Genomic DNA, 22449 nt, shown 5'->3' with positions numbered 1-22449 from the left:
GCGGCCTTTCCCGGCGGCCGCGACCCCAGCCGGGCAGGAACCCGCGCCACCGCCGGTTATCGTGTCCGGCATGAGCAACGTCGAGACCGACCCGGCCGAACTGGCGTGCGGCGGCGATCCGGTCGGCCCCGGCAAGGTCGAGATCCTCGACGCCCGTTCCGTGCCGCTCGGCGGACCGCGGGCGATGCCGGTCCGCCGCACCCTGCCGCAGCGCCGGCGGTCGCTCATCGGCGCGTGGTGCTTCGCCGACCACTACGGTCCCGACGACACCTCGGTCAGCGGCGGCATGTCGGTCGGCCCGCATCCGCACACCGGGCTGCAGACGGTGAGCTGGCTGTTCGCCGGCGAGATCGAACACCGCGACAGCCTCGGCTCGCACGCGATGGTCCGGCCCGGCGAGCTGAACCTGATGACCGGCGGGCACGGCATCTGCCACGAAGAGGTGTCGACGCCGGAAACGACGACGCTGCACGGGGTCCAGCTCTGGGTCGCGCTGCCGGACGAGCACCGGCACACCGCGCGGGACTTCCAGCATTACGCGCCGCCGGCCACCGAACTCGACGGGGCCACCGCGCGCGTCTTCCTCGGCACGCTGGCCGGGGCGACCTCGCCGGTGAAGACCTTCACTCCGTTGCTGGGCGCGGAACTCGTCCTCGAACCGGGCGCGAGCATCCGCCTCGACGCGGACCCGTCCTTCGAGCATGGCGTCCTGCTGGACACCGGGGAAATCGTCTTCGCGGGCACCCCGCTGCAACGGGCTCAGCTCGGTTACCTCGGCATCGGCGCGGCCACGCTCGACCTGCACAACCCCGGCCCGTCGCCGGCGCGGGCGATCGTGCTCGGCGGGCCGCCGTTCGGCGAGGAAATCCTGATGTGGTGGAACTTCGTCGGCCGCAGCCACGACGAGATCGCCGAGTACCGCGCGGCCTGGGAGGCGAATTCCGACCAGTTCGGCGCGATCGAGCCGTACCCCGGCGGCCCGGCGCGGCTGCCCGCTCCCCCGCTGCCCGCGGTGCGGATCAAACCGCGCCGCAACCCGGCGTGAGCCTCCCGGAACGGTGACGCCGCGGTGACGGCCGGCCCGGAGGCTGGGGGCCGATCGCGTCGGCACTGTCGGAGGCGTTGTCATGGATGGGGCCTTTGCCGCGTCGCGGCGCAACCGAGCACCTGCCGCCGCGCCGCCGATCGTGCACGACGTCCTCCGTTCCCCGGGCCAGCCGCTCGCCCGCGACACGCGGGCGGTCATGGGCGCCGAACTGGACTGCGATTTCAGCGAAGTCCGGGTGCACACGGACTCGCGCGCCGCCGAGTCCGCCACCGCGGTCGGCGCCGCCGCCTACACGGTCGGCCAGCACATCGTCTTCGGCTCCGGCCGCTACGAACCGCACTCCGCGGCGGGCCGGCGCCTGCTGGCCCACGAACTCGCCCACACCCAGCAGCAGACGGCCGCACCGGCTCCCGCGGACTTGCGGATCGGGGCAGCCGAGGACAGCACCGAACGCGACGCCCGCCGGGTCGCCGCGGGCGGACGGGCCCGGGCCGCCGCGGGTCCGGCGGTGCTCCGCCGAAGCCCGCTGACCGACGAGCTGACGACCGACCTGCGCACGGGCGGCAAGGCAAGCGTTTTCGACCGGCTGCGGGCTCGCGGCCCGATCGCTCAGGACCCGGATCTGGGCCCCTGGATCGACCGGAGCTTTCCCGGCGACACCGACGATCGCTGGCTGGCCCGGGAACTCGCCGCCCGCGGCGCGGAGCCGCGCTGGACGGCCGAGGCCTTCGCCGAACGGGAGCGCCGGGCCGCCGAGCACGGGTGGCGGCCCGAACCCGGCAACATCGAAGCGCGCTTCGACGCCGGCCACGGCCCGAACCCGATCCAGGCGTTCTATTTCCCCGGGAGAACCAACCGCCACGCCATGATCGTCGGCGGGGTGCACGGGTCCGAGGCCGCCGGAGTCCAAGTGGTCGAAATGCTGCTGCGGATCCTGCGGACGCCGGACGCCCAGGGCAACCCGCGCGTGCCCGCGTTCAGCGTCATCGTCGTCCCCACTTTGTTCCCGGCGAATTACGCGGTCCGCAGCAGGCAATCCCCAGGCGGCATCGACCCCAACCGGAATCTGCCCCAGCGCGGGCAAACGGTCGGCGCCGTCCCGGTCGATCGGCGGAACCGGCCGCTCGATGCGCGAAACCGGCCGATCCTGCCGGAAAACCTGGTGCTGCTCGATCTGGTCGACCGGTTCCGCCCGGAGCGCATCGCCATGGTGCACGGCGTGGCCGGCGGTCCCAACGCGGGCGTGTCCACCGACCCGCGGCCCGGGCACGACCGGCCCGCCGGCCCGGACACTCCGGAAGGCGACGATCTCGCTCTGGCCCGGGAGATGGGAAGCCGGGCGATCGCCGGAGGGGCGCGGGCCCCGCTGAACGAGCGGGGCAGTGTCACCTACCCGACGCAGTCGGTGCCGCACCAGGAAGGCGTGACGTTCGGGATGTACGGCTCCAGCGCGGCGGGCAGCCGTCCCGCGATGAACGTCGTCCTCATCGAAACCCTGGGCAACACCCGGTCCGACGAGATCAGGAACAGCGACGCCGCGGGCAAACGGCGGATCGAGCTGCAGTCGTTCGCCGACGTGCTCAGAGACGTCTTCCTCGAACGGCCCTGAACTCGCGCCTAGCGCAACCGGTTCCGCGCCCCGGACGGATCGAAGTTCACCCGCCGCAGCGGTCCGGCCGCCAGCAGCACCACCGCCACCGCGCTCAACGCCGCCAGCACCAGCGCCGCCACGAACCGGGCCGGCACCGACGTCGCCGAGGCCAGGACCGCGTAGCCGCCCAGCACCACCGCGACCGGGCCGAGCAGCGCGACCGCGGTCAGCACCGGCGGAATCCGGCCGCCGTCCGGGCGCCGCGCCGAGACGACCGCCGCGCCCGCCGTCACGACCGCGGCCACCAGCAGGCAGGCGCCCACGGTGTCCGACAGGCGGTGCCAGCTGAGCGCGACGGTCGCCGCGGCCACCCAGGCCACGCCGGGCGCACCCACGGCGAGCACCCAGGTCCGGAACCGCGCGGGCAGCACCACGGCCAGCGCCAGCAGCACGGCGGTGGCCGCGCTCACGTGCCCGCTCGGGAAGCTGTTGTGGTGCGGGGCCCCGGACGAACCGACGTCCGGCCGGTCCAGCAGGTAGATCTTGAGCAGCTGCGCGGCGGCCAGCGGCAGCGAATACAGCACCAGCGCGGTCACCCCGAGCGCGAACCGCTTGCGCAGCACGGCGAGCGCCACGATCACGATCCCGGCCGCGCCGAACACCTCGACGCCGTCGATCCCGGCGAGCGGCCGCGCCCAGTCCACAGTGGACCGCGGAAGGCTCTGCGCGAAGCGCACGACGCCGTCCTCCGCGCGCTGCCCGGCCTCGGTCCGCACGAACAGCAGGTAGGCGACGACGAACGCGGCGGCGAACCCGATCGCGGCCGCCACGAGCACGGCGGTCCGCGAACGCCGCGGCGGGGCGAGCGCGTGCCGGGGCGCGGACAGGGGCACGGTCGGCGTTTCAGGAGTCAGCACTGCCATGCCTTCGAGCCTGGCCGCGGGATTTCGGGATCTCGTCAGTGCCGTGTCATGGTTTCGCTACAAGATCCGCCCGGCTCGCGCGCATCCGCGGGCTTTCCGAATAATGGCCCCTGTGGCTGTGGTGCTGGTGATCGAGGACGACGCGTCCGTCCGCGAGGGCATGGAGCTGGCGCTGCGCCGGCAGGGACACACGGTGCACACCGCGGCGACCGGCGAGGACGGCGTCGCGCAGCTGCGCGAACGCGCGCCCGACCTCGTGGTGCTCGACCTGATGCTGCCCGGCATCGACGGGTTCGAGACCTGCCGCCGGATCCGCGCGCTCGGCCAGGTGCCGATCATCATGCTCACCGCGCGCAGCGACGATTTCGACGTCGTCGCCGGCCTCGAAGCGGGCGCGGACGACTACGTCGTGAAGCCGGTCGAACCGCGCGTGCTCGACGCCCGGATCCGCGCGGTGCTGCGCCGCACCGCCGCCGAACCCGGCGCCGCCGGCCCCGAACAGCACGGCGACCTGGTGATCGACCGGGCCGGGATGCTGGTGCGGAAACACGGCGAGCAGGTCTCGCTCACGCCGACCGAACTGAAGCTGCTGCTGGAGATCTCGCGCACGCCCGGCCAGGTCTACAGCCGCAGCCAGCTGCTCGCCTCCGTGTGGGGGCACGACTACCTCGGCGATTCCCGCCTGGTCGACGCCTGCGTGCAGCGGCTGCGCGCGAAGATCGAGGACGTTCCGGCGCGGCCGGACCACGTGCAGACGGTCCGCGGCTTCGGCTACCGGTTCGGCCGCTCGTGAGCCGGCTCCGGTCGTGGGTGTCCGGGCTGCGCCTGCGGCTGGTGCTGGCGTTCGCGGCGATGACGCTGGTCGGCGCGGGCGCGGCGGCGGGCGCGAGCTACGTGTCCGCGCGCAACACGATCCTGGCCGGCGTGCAGGACCCGGCGATGGTGCAGCTGCGCGACGAGGTCCGGACCTACCTGCCGCAGCTGACGCTCCCGCCCGACCAGCGGCAGCTCGACAACATGGCGAGTTCGCTCAAGGGCGTCACGACGGTGGTGTTCGGGTCGCTGCATTCGCGCGTCGGGCTGAACCCGGCGGAAATCCCCGCCGGGCTGCGCAGCGCGGTCGCGGAGGGGACGTCCATCCAGTTCCAGCGGGTCGTCGAGGGCGGGCGCCCGGTGCTCTACATCGGGATGCCGCTGCTGCGCTACGGCGCGACGAAGAGCGAACACACCGGCATCGAGGTCTACAAAACGGTCCCGCTCGCCACCCAGCAGGCCGCGATCGAGCAGCTGGCGACGCGCGCGTGGCTGATGACCGCGCTGGCCCTGCCGATCGCGGTCGCGCTGGCGCTGCTGGCGGCGCGGCAGGTGCTGCAGCCGGTGCGCGCGCTGAACTCCGCGGCGCGCAAACTCGGCGACGGCCAGCTCGACGTACGGCTGCCCGCCAAGGGTTCCGACGAACTGGCCCAGCTGGTCACCACGTTCAACCACACCGCCGCGGAACTGGAACGCACCGTCGGCTCGCTGCGCGAGATGGAGGCCGACGCGCGCCGGTTCGTCGCGGACGTCTCGCACGAGCTGCGCACCCCGCTGGCCGCGATGAACGTGGTCACCGACGTCCTCGACGAGGACGCCGACCAGCTGCCGTCGGACACCGCGGTGGCGGCGCGGCTGGTGTCGGCCGAAACGCGGCGGCTGACCCGGCTCGTGCAGGACCTGGTCGAGATCTCCCGCTTCGACGCCGGACGGGCTGAGCTGCGGGTCGAGGAGGTCGACCTGGCCGAGGCGGTGCCGAACAGCCTCGCCGCCCGCGGCTGGATCGACTCCGTGGCGACCGACCTGCCCAGCGTCACCGTGTCCGCGGACCCGCGCCGCCTCGACCTGGTCGTCGCCAACCTGGTCGGCAACGCCCTGCACCACGGCGCGCCTCCGGTCGAAGTCCGGCTGAGCGCCGACGAAACGACCGTTTTCCTGACCGTCACCGACCACGGCCCGGGCATCCCCGAGGAGGTGCTGCCGAAGGTGTTCGACCGCTTCGCGAAGGCCGACACCTCGCGGGCCCGGTCCGAGGGAAGCGGTCTCGGGTTGTCGATCGCCCTCGAGAACGCCCGGCTGCACGGCGGCGACATCGAAGCCGAAAACACCGGCGACGGGGCGCGGTTCACGCTCCGCCTGCCCCGCACCGCGCGGGAGGAACGATGAAACTCCTGCGGCTTTTCCTTGCGGCAGCTTCGGTTTTGGCGCTCGCCGGGTGCGGCGTCCAGCCGACCGGAGTGATCCCCGCCGGTGACGCTCCCGGCGGATTCCAGCTGGGCGCGCCGCGTCCGCAGATCACGCTCTACTTCGTCTACGCGGGACAGCTCAGCCCGGTGCAGCGCGCCTGGGCGAGGGACGCGACCCCCACGACGGTGCTGACCGAACTGTTCGGCGGCCCGACCCGGGTAGAGGAACAAGAGGGTTTCTACTCGATGCTCTCGCCTGGCCGGCACGTCACGGTCGACACCTCGGCGCAGCCGGTGACGGTGACTGTCGGCGAATCGATGAAACTGCTGTACCCGATCGGGCTGCAGCAGGTGGTCTGCACCGTGTCCGCTTCGTTGGCCGCTTCCGGGCAATCGATCGGCAAGGGGATCACCGTGGTCGCCTCGGACACCAAGCTGGAATCCCTGTACTGCAATTAGCCTTGCGTGCCGGGCAAAAACCCGTACACCACCCGTTCGACGACCGACAGGACGATCTCCGTCGCGCTGTGTCCTTCGGGCACCTGCCGCAACGCCGCCTCCAACGCGCCCAGCACCGCCCCGGTCAACGCGGCGGCCTCGACCCGATCCAGCTGCGGCGCGCACGTTTCGTAGAGCTTCTCCGCCCACCGGTCGGCCACCGCGGCGTTGCGCAGCAGGTACCCCGCACGCAACGCCGGGACCCCGGCCAGCAACCGGGTGCGCACCTCGGTGAGCGGATGGTCCAGCGGAAAGCTCCAGGCGTCCGCCGTCGCCAGCGCGTGGACGGTTTTGGTCACCAGCTCCGCCACCGGCGCGCCCGGCCGCGCCTGCGCGAAGACCCCGTCGACCACCTCGTCGTAAAGATGCTGGTCAGCGAAGACGACGTCCTCTTTCGTGGCGAAGTAGTTGAAGTACGTCGCCGGGGACACCTTCGCCCGCGCGGAGATCTCGGCGACGGTCGTGCCGTCGTAGCCCTGCTCGTCGAACAGCGTGAGCGCCGCCTCGATCAGCGCCTGGCGGGTCCGCCGCTTCTTCTCTTCCCGCAACCCGGTCATGGCGGGAATCTTACCGTTACTCTAAACTTAGAGAGTCTCTAAGATTGGAGGTCCCGATGGAGCGGACCGGATGCGTGGTGGCCGGGGGCGGCCCGGCCGGCGTGATGCTGGGCCTGCTGCTGGCGCGGGCCGGGGTCGAGGTGGTGGTGCTGGAGAAGCACCGCGATTTCCTGCGGGATTTCCGCGGCGACACCGTGCACCCGTCGACGTTGCGGCTGCTGGACGAACTGGGCCTCGGCGACCGGTTCGCCGCCCTGTCCCGTTCGGTGCTGGAACGGATGAAAATGGAGATCGGCGAGGAAACCGTGATCGCCGCCGACTTCGGCAGGCTGCGCGGCCCGCACAACCACATCGCGATGGTGCCGCAAGCCGAATTCCTGGGCCTGCTGGCCGAAGCCGGCGCGGCCGAACCGAAATTCTCGCTGCGCATGGGCGCGTCGGTGGTGTCCCTTCGCCGCGAGGGCGGCCGCGTGACCGGCGTGAACTACCGCGACGAAACCGGCGCCGTGCACGAACTCGCCGCCCCGCTGACGGTCGGCTGCGACGGCCGCTGGTCGACCGTGCGCCGCGAACTCGGCCTCGCCCTGCGGGAGTCGGAGGTCCCGATGGACGTCTGGCAGGTGCGAGTGCCGAAAGCCGGACCGGGCGAACGGGGGGTGTTCGCGCGGTTCGGCCCCGGATACGCCTCAGTCACCATGGACCGCGGCGACTACTACCAGACCTCCTACCTCATCCCCCGCGGCCAAGACGCACAGCTGCGCTCCGGCCCCATCGAGGGCTTCCGCTCCCGGCTGGGCGAACTGTTCGGCTGGACGCCTTCGCAGTTGTCCGCCATCCGTTCGTGGGAAGACGTGAAGCTGCTCGAAGTGACCATGGGCCTGCTGCCGCGCTGGCACGCCCCGGGCGCGCTGTGCATCGGCGATGCCGCCCACCCGATGTCCCCCGTGGGCGGCGTCGGGGTGAACCTCGCGGTGCAGGACGCCGTCGCCACCGCACGCCTCCTCGCGGAACCACTGCGCCGCGGCGAGGTCCCGATGTCCCGCCTGGCCGCAGTACGCCGCCGCCGCTTGCTGCCGACGGTCGCGGTGCAGTCGAGCCAGCGAGGCGAACATGAGATGCTGCTGCGCCCGGCGCTGGAGGGAACGCTGGATCGGCTGCCCGCACCGATGCGGATGGTGCAACGATTCCCGGCGCTTTCCGGGGTAACTGCTTATCTCGGCGGCGTCGGGCTGCGACCGGAGCATGCACCTGCTTTCGCTCGACGGTCCAGTGTGGACAGTTACGCGGGATGAGGTGCTGCCGTTGGGTTGGTGCCGCGGGGGTTCGCGGCACCAACCTGAGGTGGGTTTGAGCGGTGCCTGGGTTTGGCCGGAGCCCGGGCTTGGGCGGAGCCTGGGGCTTGGGCGGAGCCTGGACTGGACCAGAATCCCGGCTCGGCGGGAGCCCAGAATTGGCCAGCGCGCAAGCTTGGCCGGAGCCGCGGCTCAGCCGAAACCTCAACTGGAGGAAAAGCCCGGCTTGGCCGGAGCCCGGGCTCGAGCGGAGCCCCGACTTGACCAGAGCCCGGGATTGGCCAGCGCCCGGGCCGGACCGGAGCCCCAGCTGGCCGAAACCCGGGCTTGTCCGGCGCCTGGGTCGAGCAGAGCCACGGCCCAGCCGGAGTCCGAACCGTCGGCGTCCATCTCCACGGACGGCGCGTAGCCGCGCTCCATCCCCCAACGGAAACCGGCGATGCAGGCCCTGCCGAGGCCTTCCTTCGCGGTGCGGTGCAGCACGTGCACCGCTTGTCCGACCCGGTTTGCCGAAACCCGGGCGTGAGCAGAGCCCCGGCTTGACCAGACCCCAGGATTGCCAGTGCGCAGGCTGGACCAAAGCCCAAGCTTGGCCGGAGCCCTGGCTTGGCCCGAACCCCCGGCCCGACCGGAGCTCCGGCTTGGCCCCAGCCCCCCGGCCCGACCGCAGCTCCGGCTTGGCCCCAACCCCCGGCTCGGCCCGAGCCCCGGCTTGGCCGGAGTCCGGACTTGGCCGGGACAGCAGCGGAACGCGCACCGTTAGCCCACCGCCAAACCGGCTTCCACCCGTCGCCATGGACTCGTCCCCCGGTCGCATCGGCCGCGGCCTCCCCGCGGTAGCCCGGCTACGCCGGATAAGCCCGCACCAGCCGCGCCTCCTGCAGTGCCCGGGCCCACCATTCGAGCTGGTCGAGCAACGCCTTCGCCGCGACCGCCGCGTCCGGGTCGAGCGGTTCGCCGTTCTCCCCGAAGCGGCCGTGCGCCCCGTGGAAGCTCACGGTTTCGCGGATGGTGACCGCGTGCAGCTCGGCGAAGACCGGACGGAGGTGCTCGACCGCGCGCAGCCCGCCGGAAATCCCGCCGTACGACACGAAAGCGACCGGTTTCGCGTGCCATTCGCCGCGGAACCAGTCGAGGACGTTCTTGAGCGCGGCCGGGTAGCTGTGGTTGTACTCCGGCGTGACGACGACGAACGCGTCCGCCGCTTCGAGCCGGGCGGCGACGGGCGCGGCCCCCTCGCCGTTCATCGCGAGCGGCAGCGAGATCTCGGCGACGTCGAGGACGTCCACCGAGAATCCGCCGTGCCGGTCGACCTCGCGGGCGAACCAGCGCACGACCGTGGGGGCGAACCGCCCTTCCCTGGCGCTGCCGACGAGCACAGCGAGCCGGACGGGAGCTTCGGACACGTTTTTCTCCTTTTTCCCGGGGCGGAACAGGTTTCCCGCCTCCGGAAGGGAGTCTCGAACTTCAAGCTCCCTTTAAGTCAAGCTATGCTGAGCGCATGACGAAAACGGAGCCGCCCGAACTGACCGTCGGCGAACTCTCCCGCCGCAGCGGCGTGCCGGCGTCGGCCCTGCGGTTCTACGAGGACGAGAACCTGATCCGCAGCAGGCGCACTGCGGGCAACCAGCGCCGCTACCGGCGCGACGCCCTCCGGCGGGTCACGTTCATCCGCATGTCGCAGCGAGTCGGCATGCCGCTGGCGCAGATCCGCGAGGTGCTGGCCCTCCTGCCGGACGACCGGACCCCGACCCGCGCCGACTGGTCACGCATCTCGTCCTGCTGGCGCTCCGACCTGGACCAGCGCATCCGCCAGCTGGAACAGCTCCGGGACCAACTGAACGACTGCATCGGCTGCGGCTGCATGTCCCTGGCCAAATGCCGCCTGGCCAACCCGAACGACCAACTGGGCCAAGCCGGCCCCGGCCCGCAGCGGCTGCCGGACCACCGGGGAACGGAATACGACTGAGACCGCCCGGCGTCTCGAGCCGCCCGCGCCTCCGGCCCGGGTTTCGCCGCGCGGGACTAGCCCCACCGGGGGGTGCCACCTGGCAGCCACACTCCGCCCGACTCACCGCCCCGCCCCCACCCCCGCCGCCGCCGAAACCTGAGCTGCCCACGGCCTGCCGCCATTTCTCGGGCGCGCAGAAACCCCTCCCCGCCAGCGTCGGCGACGACAGCCTCGATTTCGGCGCGGCTCCCGCTCAACCCGCGCCAACGCCCATCGCTCGGCGTACACCAGGCGTAAGCCGCCGTCGACGGATGCCTGCGCGCAAGTCGCCGTCCGCGGGCGGCCGCGCACAAGCCCCGAGCGAGCAGCCACGCGCTGACCGCCGTGCACAATCAGCCGCACGCAAGCCGCCATCCCTGGCCGCGAACTTCGCCAGCTCACCGCCCAGCTTTCGCCGCCCATCGCCTGCAGGCCGCTGCCCCAGCCTGCCGAGCACGCTCCGCATGCGACAACTCGGGCCGCCGCACTCAACCTGCCGGCTACCGGCCGCGCGTCCGCAGCCGACTGCCGCTGCAGCGGTCCGGGCGGGACCGCTCACTTGCCCGGTGCGTCAGTCACTCCGGCGCGGTCATCCCAGCAGCAACCCCCTCACGTAAGCCGCCTGTCCGGCGTGCTGCAGGTCGTCCGACAGCACGCTGACCAGCCGGACTCCCAGCGTCACCGGCGGGTCCCAGGCTTCGTCGACCACGCGGTCCAGCGCCTCCTCGTCGATACCGGCCACCCAGGACACCGTGTGCTCGTGCACGGCGTCGTAGTAGCCGGTGAGCAAATCCGGCGACTGCGGCCGCACCTTGGCGACGTCGTCGCTGCTGTGCCCGTAGCCGATGTCGCCCGCCGGGAACGGCAGGTCGAATTTCTCTCGCCAGTCCTTGGCCGTCCAGAGCTGGTCGGTGCCCGCCACGTCCGCGACATGGTCGTCTTGCACCCTCGCCAAATGCCAAATCAGCCAGCCGATCGAGTTGGCGTCCGGGCCGGGGCGCGCCGCCAGCTGCTCCGCGGTCAGCCCGTCGACTGCCTGGTGCACCACTTCCCGCACCCGGCCGAATCCGTCCACGAGCAGATCGGCCACATTCATCTCGCGCTCCTCCTCCGTCGTCGTGTGCCTGCCTCGATCATGCCTCGAAGATCCGGCTGTGCCCAGCACTGTGACTCGAGCAGTGCGAAGGGTCCCTTCGCACCGGCAGAACCGCTTCCGCACGGCAAAATCCGCCGGCTACCCGCGGTGACCGCGACCGTCCACTTCGGACCTGACGGCCGCGGCCGGTGTCAGGTAAACTCCGCGGCGAAAGCGACCTGCACGCCGACGACGCGAACGGAGGGCCCCGTGGCGATCACCGCGCCCCGCGCCCTGCCCGGCTTCGACAACATCGCCGGCATCGCGATTCCCGCGTGGGCGGGCATGGTGCTCACCGCGGCCTGCGCGATTTCGGCGATAGTGGTGCTGCTGCTGATTTTCCGCAACCGGCGCAAGTAGTCCACGCGGGACCTTCGCTTCGATATCCGCCGGTTCCGGTGCGAGACAGTGCGGAATCAAGCGCCAACCGAGAAGATCACTTGGCCACCCGGGTGAACCGGCTGGTGATCACGTGGTCCTTGGCCGGCCCGGTCACCACCCATTCCTGTTCCCACCGGCGGGCGTCGAGCACGCGGTAGGCCCCTCGATACCAGTCGGCGGCGCACGGATGGTCGGCCGTCCACTCCCCGGTCGCCAGGTCCAGGTCGTGGAAGAATCCGCCGTGGTCGAAGTGGACCGCAGCGCGCGGGCCTCCGCCCGGCCGGTAGTGCAGCGTCCGGACGAACGGTCCGCGATGCGCTCCGAGCTGCAGTTCTCCCGACTCGTGATAGACGAGCACCCCGTCGGCGGCCGTGAACGTCGCGCGACCGCTCGCCTCCCCCAGCGCCGCCCCGTCGACGTCGACGATTTCGCGCGCGAGCTGCCATTCGCCGGAAAAGTACCCGGTCAGGTCATCGATCGGAAAAGCCACGGATCCCATTGTGCGCCTCCGGACCGCCCGCGAAGGGCACTGGGACCGCTGTCTCGACACTGTCTGTCACAGGGGTGGCGTGAAGGGTCCTGTCATCCCGGCTGCCACCAGTCCCCATGCTGTTCACCCTGCGCGACCGGGCCCGCCCCGGCCCCCGAAAACGGCCGGCGCGACGGGGACTCTCGCGCCGATCGCGGCGGGGCAGGCTCGCCCGGACGGTCCGCCGCCCTAGAATCGGCCGAGTGGCGCACCCCGACCTGGCCGAGCAGGCCACCCGTTCCCCCGCTCTCGAGACTCTGCAGCGCGTCTTCGGCTACGACGCGTTCCGCGGCGACCAGGCGGAGATCGTTGAGCACGTGATCTCCGGCGGCGACGCGCTGGTGCTCATGCCCACCGGCGGCGGGAAATCGCTGTGCTACCAGATCCCGGCGCTGGTGCGGCCGGGCGTCGGCGTGGTGATCTCGCCGCTCATCGCGCTGATGCAGGACCAGGTCGACGCGCTGCGCAACGTCGGCGTGCGCGCCGGATTCCTCAACTCCACACAGGATTTCGCCCAGCGGCAGGAGGTCGAGGAGGCCTTCGTCGCGGGCGAACTCGACCTGCTCTACCTCGCGCCCGAACGGCTCTCGGTCGAATCCACCGTGCGGCTGCTCGACCGCGGCAAGATCGCCCTGTTCGCGATCGACGAGGCGCACTGCGTCTCCCAGTGGGGCCACGATTTCCGGCCCGACTACCTGATGCTGTCGTCGCTGCACGAACGCTGGCCGGACGTGCCCCGGATCGCGCTCACCGCCACCGCGACCGAGGCCACGCACAAGGAAATCTCGCAGCGGCTCGGCCTGGACGACGCGAAGCATTTCGTCGCGAGCTTCGACCGGCCGAACATCCAGTACCGGATCGTGCCGAAAAACTCGCCGCAGAAGCAGTTGCTCGACCTCCTGCGCACCGAGCACCAGGGCGACGCGGGAATCGTCTACTGCCTGTCCCGCGCTTCGGTGGAGAAAACGGCGGATTTCCTGGTGCAGAACGGAATTCCGGCGCTGCCCTACCACGCCGGGCTCGACAAGGCGACCCGCGCGGCGAACCAGTCGAGGTTCCTGCGCGAGGACGGGCTCGTGGTGGTGGCCACGATCGCGTTCGGCATGGGCATCGACAAACCCGACGTGCGGTTCGTCGCGCACCTGGACCTGCCGAAATCCGTGGAAGGCTATTACCAGGAAACCGGCCGCGCGGGCCGCGACGGGCTGCCGTCGACCGCTTGGCTCGCGTACGGGCTGCAAGACGTGGTGCAGCAACGCAAAATGATCGACAACTCCGAGGGCGACGAGAGGCATCGCCGCCTGCAGGCCCAGCACCTGCACGCGATGCTGGCGCTGTGCGAGACGGTCGAATGCCGGCGCACGCAGATCCTCGCGTACTTCGGGCAGTCCGGCCAGCCGTGCGGGAACTGCGATACCTGCCTGAACCCTCCGGAACGCTGGGACGGCACCATCGCCGCGCAGAAACTGCTGTCCACAGTGGTCCGTCTGCGCAACGAACGCCGGCAGAAGTTCGGTGCAGGCCAGATCATCGACATCCTGCTGGGCAAGACGACCCCGAAGGTCACCCAGTTCCAGCACGACACGCTGAAGGTCTTCGGCATCGGCACCGAACTGCGCGAACAGGAATGGCGCGCGGTGGTGCGGCAGCTGCTGGCGCGCAACCTGCTCGCGGTCGAAGGTGATTACGGATCGCTGGTCCTGACCGAAGGCTCGACCGCGGTGCTGAACGGCTCACTAGAAGTGCAACTGCGCCGCGAACCGGAACGCCCGGCGCGCGCCCCGCGAACGTCCCGCCGCACGCCAGCCGCGCCGATCGACATGCCCCCGGAAGCCGAACCGGTCTTCGAGCGCCTGCGTGCCTGGCGCGCGGCGACGGCGAAGGAACAGGGTGTCCCGGCATACGTGATCTTCCACGACGCGACGCTGCGCCAGATCGCCGCGATGATGCCGACGACGCTCGACGTGCTGGGCACGGTGAGCGGGGTGGGCGAGAGCAAGCTGGCCAAGTACGGGGAGGGAGTGCTGGCGGTTTTGGCGGAAGAGTGAGGGCGGGGAAGCTGCCGACGAAGCCGTCGGGTGCCATCTCGCGCAGTACCTGGGCAATCTGTCGCTGTGGCCGGTGTCCGCCTGGCCGCGCGTTCGCCGCGCACAGCCCGCCGTCAGCGCAGCACGCTTCCCGCGCAGCCTCAGACCGCAATCCGGCCCGCCCGCTCAGCGCCACCCCACCTCAGCCGCGAGAATCCCCGCGAACCAGCCGCCTCCTCCCAGTCAACGTCGACGCCAGGGCTCACTCAACCGCCCGGGCGCGGGTCGTTTCCGAGACCTTCCGGACCGCTCCCGTGATCTGCGAGTGGTACCGCCCGTTGGTCTTCTCGTCCACGAAGCGCGCCGCCTTGCCTACGGCCTCGTTCACCTTCTCCGGGTTCTTCCGCACGTACGACACCGCGCCCGCGGCGCCGGCCAGCATGGTGAGTTTCTTCATCAGAGCCATCGCGCACAAGTCCTTTCCCTAGGGAACCTCAGTCACCTGCCCAACGCCGTCCGGCCGCTTCGGGTTCCCGGCGAAACTCGGGTGACAGGAGGAGCGCGGGGCAGGCATCATCCGATCGTGCGCGATCTTTCGGCTCTTCCCAAGGTGCATCTGCACGTCCATCTCGAGAGCACCGTTCGTCCCGGTACGCTGGAGGAACTCGCGGCCGCCCATGGTGTTCGGCTGCCCGGGAAGCCGGCCTCGTTCAACGGGTTTCGGGCGTTCGCCGATCGGAACAGTCTCACTCGGTCGTGTTTGCGCGAAGCCGAGGACTTCGAGCGGATCGCACGGGAATTCTGCGCGGACGAAGCCGCACAGGGGACTCGGTACGTCGAGGTCACCTTTACCGCTGCCTCGCACGGGGAACGGGTCGGGGACCTTGAACTTCCCCTCGCCGCGGTCCTCAACGGACTGTCGGAGGGCGGGAAAGAGCATGGGCTGCAATGGAGGCTGATCCTCGACCATTCGCGGCGGAGGTCGGTCGAGCGTGCCGAGAAGACCCTGGAATTGGCCAAGCGGCACGAAGAGGTCGTCGCGATTGGCATGGCTGGCGAGGAAAGGTATTCGCTGGCTCCGTTCCGGGAGGTGTTCGTCAAGGCGCGGGAGGCGGGGCTGCATCTCGTTCACCACGCTGGCGAGGACGCGGGGCCGGACAGCGTGCGCGAGGCGCTCGAAATCGGTGGTGCTGAGCGGATCGGCCACGGAATTCGCATCGTGGAGGATCCGGAGCTGACCGCTCGGCTCGCGGAAAGCGGGATGCCGCTTGAGGTGTGTCCGTCGTCGAACGTCGTGCTCGGGTTGGTTCCGTCGCTTCCGGAGCATCCGCTGCCCCGATTGATCGACGCTGGTCTCAGGGTCACGCTCAACACCGATGTCCCGGACGTCACCGGCACCACGATCACCGACGAATTCACTCGGGCGAGGGAAGTTTTCGGGTACGACGACGCGACCTTGGCTCGATTGGCCGGCAACGCGGTGACCGCCTCGTTCGCGCCGGAAGAGACCAAAGCGTTGCTGCACAAGGAGATCGACGGCTGGCTCAGGTCGGCAGAAGACGCGTGACCAGCGCGCCCAGCTGCTGCGCGTTCCGGCATTCGTGCATCTCCACCAGCTCCGCGTAGTCCGGCGCGGCCGAATCGCCGGTACCCCACAGGGCCCGGCGCTCAGGGTTCAGCCAGTGGACGTGCCGGGCACGGGAGCGGATCGCGCGGACGGCCTCGAGGTTCGGGTCGCCGCCGTTCGTCCGGGCGTCGCCCAGGATCAGGACCGACGTGCGCGGGCCGACGGCGTCCAGCCAGCGCGAGGTGAATTGTCCCAGCGCACGGCCGTAATCGCTGTGGCCGTCCCAGCGGACCACCGCGGCCTCGCTGAGCATTCGCGCGCCCAGCTGCTCGGGATCGGCGGCGCCGGTGTCCACGAGATGCGTCACCTCGTCGGTGCTGTCGACGAAGCCGAAAACGCGGATTTTGCTGAACTGGTCCCGCAACGCTTGCACCAGCAGCATCGTGAAGTTCGCGAATCCCGCCACCGAACCGGAAAGATCGCACAGGAGGATGATTTCCGGGCGACCGGGGCGGCGATGCCGGTAGGCTGGCCGCAAGGGCACCCCGCCGGTGGAGAGTGAACGACGCAGCGTTCGGCGCAAGTCGATCTGGCCGCGTGTCGTGCGTTTGCGGCGCGCGGCGAGCCTGGTGGCGAGTTTGCGGGACAGCGGCTGGATCGTGCGGCGCAGTTCGGCCAGTTGCGTCCGGCTGGCGAGCAGGAAGTCCACGCGGTCGGCGGCGGGGGCGATCGCGTGCTGGGCGATCCGTTCGCGGCCCCGGAGTTCGGCGGCCCGGCGGCGCGCCTCGGTCCGCACCCGGCCGCGGAAACCTTCGACGCGGCGGCGGATTTCGTCGCGGGTGAGCCGGTCGGTGAACTCGCCCGAGGAACCCGAGGAACCCGAGGAACCCGAGCCGGAACCCGAGGCGCGCATCGCGGCGAGCACTTGGGCGATGAGCGTCTGCGGTTGCAGGCGGTCCAGCGTCTGGTGCGCGGAATACCCGCCGCCCGGGCCGGTGCCGGCGCCGTACTGGCCCAGCAGGTCCACCGCGAGCCCGGCGAGCTGGTCCAGGGCCTGGTCGTCGCCTTCGGCCAGGGCCTCGGCGAGCGCTTCCCGCAGCTCCTCCCGGTCCCGCGGCGGGTTTTCGCGCGCCAGCTCCGGAGCTCCGACGCCGGCGGGGAAGTACAGGTCGAACGCGGCGTCGAACACCGTCCGCTGCCCGCCCCGGCGGACGAGGGCGGCGGCGAGCCCCTCGCGGACCAGTTCGCGGTCGTCCATGCCGAGCACTTCCAGCGCGGCCGCCGCGTCGGCCGTCTCGCCCGGACCGGCCGGGATGCCGTGCGCCCGCAGGGCCCGCACGAACTCGGCGAGCCGTCCGGCCAGGCCCGGCGCGGCGGTCACGACGCGTCCAGCACCTGGTCGAGACGCAGCCCGGCCCCGGCCTTCGCGATGTCGTCCTGGTGCTTCAGCACGACGCCGAGGCTTTCCCGCACCACCCGCTCGTCCAGCGCGTCCGCGCCCAGCTCCAGCAGCGTGCGCGCCCAGTCGACGGTCTCCGCCACCGACGGCAGTTTTCGCAGGTCCATCGCCCGCAGCGCGGCGATCACCCGCACCACCGAATCCGCCAGCGCGGCCTCGATGCCGGGCACCTTCAGCCGGACGATCTCGCGTTCGAGGTCCTCGTCCGGGAAATCGATGTGCAGGAACAGGCACCGCCGCCGCAGCGCCTCGGACAGCTCGCGCGTCGCGTTCGACGTGAGCACCACGAACGGCTGCTGCGTCGCGGCGATCGTGCCGAGTTCGGGCACGGTCACCTGGAAATCGCCGAGCACCTCCAGCAGCAGGCCCTCGATCTCGACGTCGGCCTTGTCCGTCTCGTCGATCAGCAGCACGGTCGGCTCGGTGCCGGAGATCGCGGTGAGCAGCGGGCGGCGCAGCAGGAACTCCTCGCCGAAAATGTCGGTGCGCGCCTCGTCCCACGTCTCGTCGCGGCCCGCGGTGATCCGCAGCAGCTGCTTCGCGTGGTTCCACTCGTACAGCGCGCGGGCCTCGTCGATGCCCTCGTAGCACTGCAACCGCACCAGCCGCGAGCCGGTGACCTCGGCGACCGCCGTCGCCAGCGCGGTCTTGCCGACCCCGGCCGGGCCCTCGACCAGCAGCGGCTTCCCCAGCCGGTCGGCGAGGAACACCGTGGTCGCGACCGCGGTCGACGCGAGGTACCCGGCCTCGGCCAGCTGCGCCGACACGTCGTCGACGGACGAGAAAAACCCGGTGCCCACGTAGCCTCCTAAGCGATCGCTCACCTGCACTGTACTGGCCGGTCGCCCCGAAAGCCGTCCCGCCGCCCGGACATCGGACCCATACTGGACCCGCACTCCCCCGCACCACCAGCGGTCCGGAAAAGGAAGCACATTCCTCCGACGTATCCCGGACCGCCGCACCAAGGCAGGAGGCCGCCCGCCGGACGCGGACCCCGGGCTAGCATCGCGGCGTGACCTACGCTGCCGCTGATGCCCGTTACGACTCGATGCCCTACCGCCGCTGCGGGCGCAGCGGCCTGAAGCTGCCCGCGATCTCGCTCGGGCTGTGGCACAACTTCGGGAACGACCGCCCGCTCACCGTCCAGCGCGACATCGTCCGCCGGGCCTTCGACCTGGGCATCACGCACTTCGACCTGGCCAACAACTACGGCCCGCCGTACGGCAGCGCCGAGGAGAACTTCGGCCGGCTGCTGGCGAGCGACCTGAAGCCCTACCGCGACGAGCTGGTCGTTTCGACCAAGGCCGGCTACGACATGTGGCCCGGCCCGTACGGCGAATGGGGTTCGCGGAAGTACCTGCTGGCCAGCCTCGACCAGTCGCTGGGCCGGATGGGGCTGGACTACGTCGACATCTTCTACTCGCACCGGTTCGACCCGGAGACGCCGCTGGAGGAGACCGTCGGCGCGCTCGACCGGGCGGTCCGGTCCGGCAAGGCGTTGTACGTCGGGATCTCGTCCTACAACTCCGCGCGGACCGCGGAAGCCGCGCGGTTGCTGCGCGAACTGGGCACGCCGCTGCTGATCCACCAGCCGTCGTACTCGATGTTCAACCGCTGGACCGAGGCGGACGATCTGCTCGGGACGCTGGAGCGGGTCGGCGCGGGCTGCATCGCGTTTTCGCCGCTCGCGCAAGGGCTTCTGACCGACAAGTACCTCTCCGGGGTGCCCGCGGATTCGCGGGCGGCGCAAGGGAAATCGCTGAACCCGGACACGATCACCGAGGAGAAGCTCGGCAAGATCCGGGCGCTCGGCGAGATCGCGGCGCGGCGGGGGCAGACGCTGGCGCAGCTCGCGCTGGCCTGGGCGTTGCGGGATCCGCGGATGACGTCGCTGGTGATCGGGGCCAGCAGCGTGAAGCAGCTGGAGGACAACGTGGCCGCGCTGGACAACCTCTCCTTCACCGCGGACGAGCTGGCCGAGATCGACCAGCACGCCACCGAAGAAGGCATCAACATCTGGAAGCGGTCTTCGGACGGCTGAAAAGGCACTCGGCCGGAGGCGCGAACTACCCGAGCCTCCGGCCGAACTCGCCGTAGACCGTCTCGCCGTCCAGGAACGCTTGGTACGCAAGAGCGATTCGCCGCGCTTTCGAGGGCCGCAATCGCGCTCGCGCGGCCTCGAGGTCAAGAAACTCGAACCGGCTCACCTCGTCCGCGGCCAGGCGGATAGCGCCGATCCGCTCGCGGCTCAGCACCCCGCCGTCGAAGACGAACTGCAGGCTGTCCCGCCAAACGCCGTGCGCGGGCAACCAATCGACGACGAGCAGGCGTCCCGCCGCGACGTCGATCCCGAGTTCTTCCCGGACCTCCCGACGGCACGCGGCCAGCGGCGACTCGCCGTCTTCGACCAAGCCGCCGGGAATCTCCAGGAACGGCTTGTAGGTCGGGCAAACGAACAGGACCCGGCCGTGCTCGTCGCGCGCGAGAACTCCGGCCGCTGCGTTCTTGCGCGGAAACCGGGCGGCGATGCCGGGATGGAATTCGGCCTCCGGCTCGCCCTCGTCCCGGAGATCGCGCGCGAACCGGGCCTCGTCGCCGCCATGGACCGGATTGCCCGCCACGGCCGTCACCCCCGGCGGGCGCGGATGGTCTCCGCCGCCCACTCCGCCCAGTCCCGTTCCATCGCCGCGTACCGCTTGCCCCACTCCAGGGCGAGGCGGCCGTAGAGCGACGGATCGCTGTCGTCCCAGTCGACCGAAGCCTCCAGCGCGGCCAGCTCCTCGACCAGTCCCTCGGCGAAAGCGCCGTGCCTGCCCAGGAACCCCCGGGCCTCCTCCGGCGAGACCTCGCCCAGGAAGTACACCCGCAGCAGCATCTCGTTCCGCCGCGGCGCCGGCGGCCTGTCCTCCAGCAGCCATTTGCGCAGTTCCGCGCGCCCGGCGTCGGTGATCGCGTACTCCTTGCGGCCGCGCGGGCCCTCCGCGGAGACCTCGATCAGGTCCGCGCCCTCCAGCTTGCCCAGTTCCCCGTACAGCTGGCTCTGCGTGGCCGTCCAGACGCTCGACATCGCCGTTTCGAAGCGTTTGAGCAGGTCGTAGCCGCTTCCCGGGGCCGTGGCGAGCAGCCCCAGCACCGCGTGTCGCAAAGTCATGCCCCCACCCTACCTTCCACTATTGACATGTCCAGCCCGCACGTTCTAGCTTTGACCTGTCACCACAGGAATATGGGGGTACCGATGAACTACCTGAAGAGTTTCCTTCCGTGGATCGCCTTCGCGGTCGTCTCCACGCAGGCCGACTGGCGGTGGTCGGGCCTGGCCGGGCTGGTGCTCGCGGGCGGGCTGCTCCTGCTCGAACGCCGGAACGGCAAGGGCTGGGACACGCTGTTCATCGAGGTCTCCGCGGTCGTCTTCTTCGCGGCGCTGTCGGCCTGGTCCTTCAGCGACCCGGCCTCGCCGCTGAGGAATTACGTCGGCGCGCTCACCGACCTGTGGCTGGCGGCGACCGCCTGGGGGTCGATCGCCGCGAAACGGCCGTTCACGCTCGGGATCGCGAAAACCATGGTCCCGCCGGAAATCGCCGCCACGACGGTGTTTCGCCGGGTCAACGTCGTGATCACCGCAGTGTGGGCGGCCAGTTTCACCGTCGCCGGAATCGCCGAAGCCGTCCTGCTGCATTACGCGCCGCACGACACCGTCGGTTTGGTCGTCATCAAGGTCCTCGGCTTCGCGGTTCCGATTTCGTTCACCATTCGCTATCCGCGCATCGTCCGGGCCCGTGCCCAGAAAGCCGCGTGAATCCATGGCCACCACCGATTTCCACCTCAAGGGCCACTACGCCCCGGTCCACGACGAACTCACCGCCCACGACCTGCCGGTCACCGGTGCGCTGCCGCCGGAACTGACTGGCTGGTACCTGCGCAACGGGCCGAATCCGCGCCAGGACAGCGCGCATTGGTTCACCGGCGACGGCATGGTGCACGGCGTGCGGCTCGAAAACGGCCGCGCGGCCTGGTACCGCAATCGCTGGGTGCGCACCGAAAGCTTCGACACCCCGAATCCGGTGCTCTACAACGCCGACGGAAGCAGGAATCTCCGGTCGAGCGTTGCCAACACCCACGTCGTCAATCACGCGGGCCGCACGCTCGCGCTCGTGGAATCCTCGCTGCCGTACGAAATCACCACGGATCTCGACACCGTCGGCGTCTACGATTTCGACGGAAAGCTCGCCGACGCGATGACCGCGCATCCCAAGATCTGCCCGGAAACCGGCGAACTGCATTTCTTCGGCTACGGCAGCCTCACCGCCCCGCACGTGAGCTACTACCGCGCCGACGCCGCCGGGGAACTCGTGCTGCGGCAGCCGATCGACGTGCCCGGCCTGACAATGATGCACGACTTCGCGCTCACCCGGCGGCACGTGGTGTTCTTCGACCTGCCGGTGGTGTTCGACCGCGGAACCGACGGCGGCATGCCGTTCCGCTGGAGCGACACCTACGGCGCGCGGCTCGGCCTGCTCAGCCGCGACCGGCCGGAGGACGGCGTGCGCTGGTTCGAGATCGACCCGTGCTACGTCTTCCACACGCTCAACGCGCACGACACCGCCGACGGCCGGATCGTCGTGCACGTCGTGCGCTACGAGCACTTGTACCGGCCCGGCGTGCCGGACCCGAAGGGCGCGCTGTGGCGGTGGACGATCGACCCGCGCGCGGGCGCCGTCGCCGAGGACCTGCTCGACGACCGCGACGGCGAGTTCCCCCGCATCGACGACCGGCTCGCCGGGCTCGACGCGCGGTTCGGGCATCTCACCGGATGGCACGGCCCGGAGGGTCCGCTCGTGCTCCGCCGCTACGACTTGCACACGAACACCTCACGCGAGCACGTGTTCCCGGAAGGACACATCCCCGGCGAAGCGGTTTTCGTTCCGGCGGACGACCGTCCGGACGGCGCGGGCTGGCTCCTGACGTACGTCTACGACGGACCGGACGACCGCAGCGACTTGGTGGTGCTCGACGCGCAGGACCTCGAGGCCGATCCGGTCGCGACGGTCCGTCTGCCCGGACGCGTGCCCACCGGGTTCCACGGCAACTGGCTGCCCGACGCTTGATCCGGTCGGCCGGCGGACGGCGGACTCTGCGTGCCGTCCCCGGGTTTCGCCCGCCGAGCCCGTATCGTCGGGCCAAGACCTCCCGCCTGCCCTCCCGAGCCGGAAGAAAAGAAACTTTCCTGCCAAAG

The 22449-nt window shown here is 70.7% G+C and carries 23 protein-coding genes and 1 pseudogene; 13 read left to right on the top strand and 11 right to left on the bottom strand.

What is annotated here, in order from left to right:
* Positions 1-70 precede the first annotated feature (70 nt).
* Together F9C12_RS39905 and F9C12_RS39900 are read left to right on the top strand one after the other, a co-directional pair.
* A complete protein-coding gene (locus tag F9C12_RS39905) occupies positions 71-1045 on the top strand; it encodes a pirin family protein (RefSeq protein ID WP_409179479.1) in 975 nt (324 codons plus the stop codon).
* An 82-nt stretch (positions 1046-1127) separates the two neighbouring features.
* Complete coding sequence (locus F9C12_RS39900; RefSeq protein ID WP_409463889.1) at positions 1128-2657, top strand: DUF4157 domain-containing protein; 1530 nt, start codon at positions 1128-1130, stop codon at positions 2655-2657.
* Positions 2658-2665: 8 nt separating this feature from the next.
* Here F9C12_RS39900 and F9C12_RS39895 read toward each other — a convergent pair whose 3' ends face one another.
* Positions 2666-3562: a phosphatase PAP2 family protein gene (locus F9C12_RS39895; RefSeq protein WP_409179477.1), complete on the bottom strand. Its 897-nt coding sequence runs from the start codon at positions 3560-3562 to the stop codon at positions 2666-2668.
* Positions 3563-3674: 112 nt separating this feature from the next.
* Between F9C12_RS39895 and F9C12_RS39890 the strand changes: the two genes are divergently transcribed.
* Genes F9C12_RS39890 through F9C12_RS39880 form a run of 3 tightly spaced genes read left to right on the top strand, consistent with a single transcriptional unit; the run spans position 3675 to position 6240 of the window.
* The gene (locus F9C12_RS39890) at positions 3675-4355 is read left to right on the top strand and encodes a response regulator (RefSeq protein ID WP_409179476.1); all 681 of its coding nucleotides are present in this window, start codon (positions 3675-3677) and stop codon (positions 4353-4355) included.
* Positions 4356-4414: 59 nt separating this feature from the next.
* Entirely contained in the window at positions 4415-5761 is a 1347-nt protein-coding gene (locus F9C12_RS39885) for an ATP-binding protein (protein WP_409467147.1), read from the top strand.
* A complete protein-coding gene (locus tag F9C12_RS39880; RefSeq protein ID WP_409463888.1) occupies positions 5758-6240 on the top strand; it encodes a hypothetical protein in 483 nt (160 codons plus the stop codon). Before F9C12_RS39885 ends, F9C12_RS39880 begins: the two co-directional genes overlap by 4 nt.
* Here F9C12_RS39880 and F9C12_RS39875 read toward each other — a convergent pair.
* Entirely contained in the window at positions 6237-6836 is a 600-nt protein-coding gene (locus F9C12_RS39875; protein WP_409179474.1) for a TetR/AcrR family transcriptional regulator, read from the bottom strand. The two genes, F9C12_RS39880 and F9C12_RS39875, sit on opposite strands and share 4 nt — an antisense overlap.
* 56 nt (positions 6837-6892) lie before the next feature.
* Between F9C12_RS39875 and F9C12_RS39870 the strand changes: the two genes are divergently transcribed.
* On the top strand, positions 6893-8128 hold the full coding sequence (locus F9C12_RS39870) for an FAD-dependent oxidoreductase (protein WP_409463887.1): 1236 nt from the start codon (positions 6893-6895) through the stop codon (positions 8126-8128).
* A 372-nt stretch (positions 8129-8500) separates the two neighbouring features.
* Here the strand turns inward: F9C12_RS39870 and F9C12_RS39865 are convergent.
* Together F9C12_RS39865 and F9C12_RS39860 are read right to left on the bottom strand one after the other, a co-directional pair.
* Positions 8501-8617: pseudogene (locus F9C12_RS39865) on the bottom strand (dolichol-phosphate mannosyltransferase); the annotation flags it as partial.
* Between the two features lie 356 nt (positions 8618-8973).
* Complete coding sequence (locus F9C12_RS39860) at positions 8974-9534, bottom strand: NADPH-dependent FMN reductase (protein WP_409463886.1); 561 nt, start codon at positions 9532-9534, stop codon at positions 8974-8976.
* A gap of 95 nt (positions 9535-9629) precedes the next feature.
* On the opposite strand from F9C12_RS39860, the gene soxR reads away from it, so the two are divergent.
* On the top strand, positions 9630-10097 hold the full coding sequence (gene soxR, locus F9C12_RS39855) for a redox-sensitive transcriptional activator SoxR (protein ID WP_409179471.1): 468 nt from the start codon (positions 9630-9632) through the stop codon (positions 10095-10097).
* A gap of 610 nt (positions 10098-10707) precedes the next feature.
* Here the strand turns inward: soxR and F9C12_RS39850 are convergent.
* Positions 10708-11214 carry a mycothiol transferase gene (locus tag F9C12_RS39850; protein ID WP_409463885.1) on the bottom strand — a complete coding sequence of 169 codons (507 nt, stop codon included), beginning with the start codon at positions 11212-11214 and terminating at the stop codon, positions 10708-10710.
* Positions 11215-11463: 249 nt separating this feature from the next.
* Here F9C12_RS39850 and F9C12_RS39845 point away from each other — a divergent pair, with 249 nt between their 5' ends.
* On the top strand, positions 11464-11613 hold the full coding sequence (locus F9C12_RS39845; RefSeq protein WP_409179469.1) for a hypothetical protein: 150 nt from the start codon (positions 11464-11466) through the stop codon (positions 11611-11613).
* A gap of 76 nt (positions 11614-11689) precedes the next feature.
* Here F9C12_RS39845 and F9C12_RS39840 read toward each other — a convergent pair whose 3' ends face one another.
* Entirely contained in the window at positions 11690-12124 is a 435-nt protein-coding gene (locus F9C12_RS39840) for a DUF6314 family protein (RefSeq protein WP_409463884.1), read from the bottom strand.
* A gap of 242 nt (positions 12125-12366) precedes the next feature.
* On the opposite strand from F9C12_RS39840, the gene recQ reads away from it, so the two are divergent.
* A complete protein-coding gene (gene recQ / locus F9C12_RS39835) occupies positions 12367-14211 on the top strand; it encodes a DNA helicase RecQ (protein ID WP_409463883.1) in 1845 nt (614 codons plus the stop codon).
* Positions 14212-14452: 241 nt separating this feature from the next.
* Here recQ and F9C12_RS39830 read toward each other — a convergent pair whose 3' ends face one another.
* The gene (locus F9C12_RS39830; protein ID WP_409463882.1) at positions 14453-14656 is read right to left on the bottom strand and encodes an antitoxin; all 204 of its coding nucleotides are present in this window, start codon (positions 14654-14656) and stop codon (positions 14453-14455) included.
* 117 nt (positions 14657-14773) lie between these two features.
* Between F9C12_RS39830 and add the strand changes: the two genes are divergently transcribed.
* The gene (add, locus tag F9C12_RS39825) at positions 14774-15757 is read left to right on the top strand and encodes an adenosine deaminase (RefSeq protein ID WP_409463881.1); all 984 of its coding nucleotides are present in this window, start codon (positions 14774-14776) and stop codon (positions 15755-15757) included.
* Here the strand turns inward: add and F9C12_RS39820 are convergent.
* Positions 15735-17138, bottom strand: coding sequence for a vWA domain-containing protein (locus tag F9C12_RS39820; protein WP_409463880.1), 1404 nt, complete (start codon positions 17136-17138; stop codon positions 15735-15737). The genes add and F9C12_RS39820 overlap by 23 nt on opposite strands.
* Positions 17135-18016 (bottom strand): AAA family ATPase, encoded by an 882-nt coding sequence (locus tag F9C12_RS39815; RefSeq protein WP_409463879.1) that lies wholly within the window; start codon positions 18014-18016, stop codon positions 17135-17137. The genes F9C12_RS39820 and F9C12_RS39815 overlap by 4 nt, the downstream gene beginning before the upstream one ends.
* A gap of 212 nt (positions 18017-18228) precedes the next feature.
* Between F9C12_RS39815 and mgrA the strand changes: the two genes are divergently transcribed.
* Positions 18229-19257 carry an L-glyceraldehyde 3-phosphate reductase gene (gene mgrA, locus F9C12_RS39810; RefSeq protein ID WP_409179464.1) on the top strand — a complete coding sequence of 343 codons (1029 nt, stop codon included), beginning with the start codon at positions 18229-18231 and terminating at the stop codon, positions 19255-19257.
* A gap of 25 nt (positions 19258-19282) precedes the next feature.
* On the opposite strand, the gene F9C12_RS39805 is transcribed toward mgrA, so the two are convergent.
* Both F9C12_RS39805 and F9C12_RS39800 read right to left on the bottom strand, forming a co-directional pair.
* Complete coding sequence (locus tag F9C12_RS39805) at positions 19283-19837, bottom strand: NUDIX domain-containing protein (RefSeq protein WP_409463878.1); 555 nt, start codon at positions 19835-19837, stop codon at positions 19283-19285.
* A 5-nt stretch (positions 19838-19842) separates the two neighbouring features.
* Entirely contained in the window at positions 19843-20367 is a 525-nt protein-coding gene (locus F9C12_RS39800) for a PadR family transcriptional regulator (protein ID WP_409179462.1), read from the bottom strand.
* 84 nt (positions 20368-20451) lie between these two features.
* Between F9C12_RS39800 and F9C12_RS39795 the strand changes: the two genes are divergently transcribed.
* Together F9C12_RS39795 and F9C12_RS39790 are read left to right on the top strand one after the other, a co-directional pair.
* Positions 20452-21012: a hypothetical protein gene (locus tag F9C12_RS39795; protein ID WP_409179461.1), complete on the top strand. Its 561-nt coding sequence runs from the start codon at positions 20452-20454 to the stop codon at positions 21010-21012.
* Positions 21013-21016: 4 nt separating this feature from the next.
* On the top strand, positions 21017-22321 hold the full coding sequence (locus F9C12_RS39790) for a carotenoid oxygenase family protein (RefSeq protein WP_409463877.1): 1305 nt from the start codon (positions 21017-21019) through the stop codon (positions 22319-22321).
* Positions 22322-22449 lie beyond the last annotated feature (128 nt).

It is taken from the genome of Amycolatopsis sp. GA6-003, assembly GCF_046267895.1.
Classification (GTDB): Bacteria; Actinomycetota; Actinomycetes; order Mycobacteriales; family Pseudonocardiaceae; genus Amycolatopsis.
Note: the sequence above shows the minus strand (reverse complement) of the source record. Positions and strands in the feature narration are given on the sequence as shown.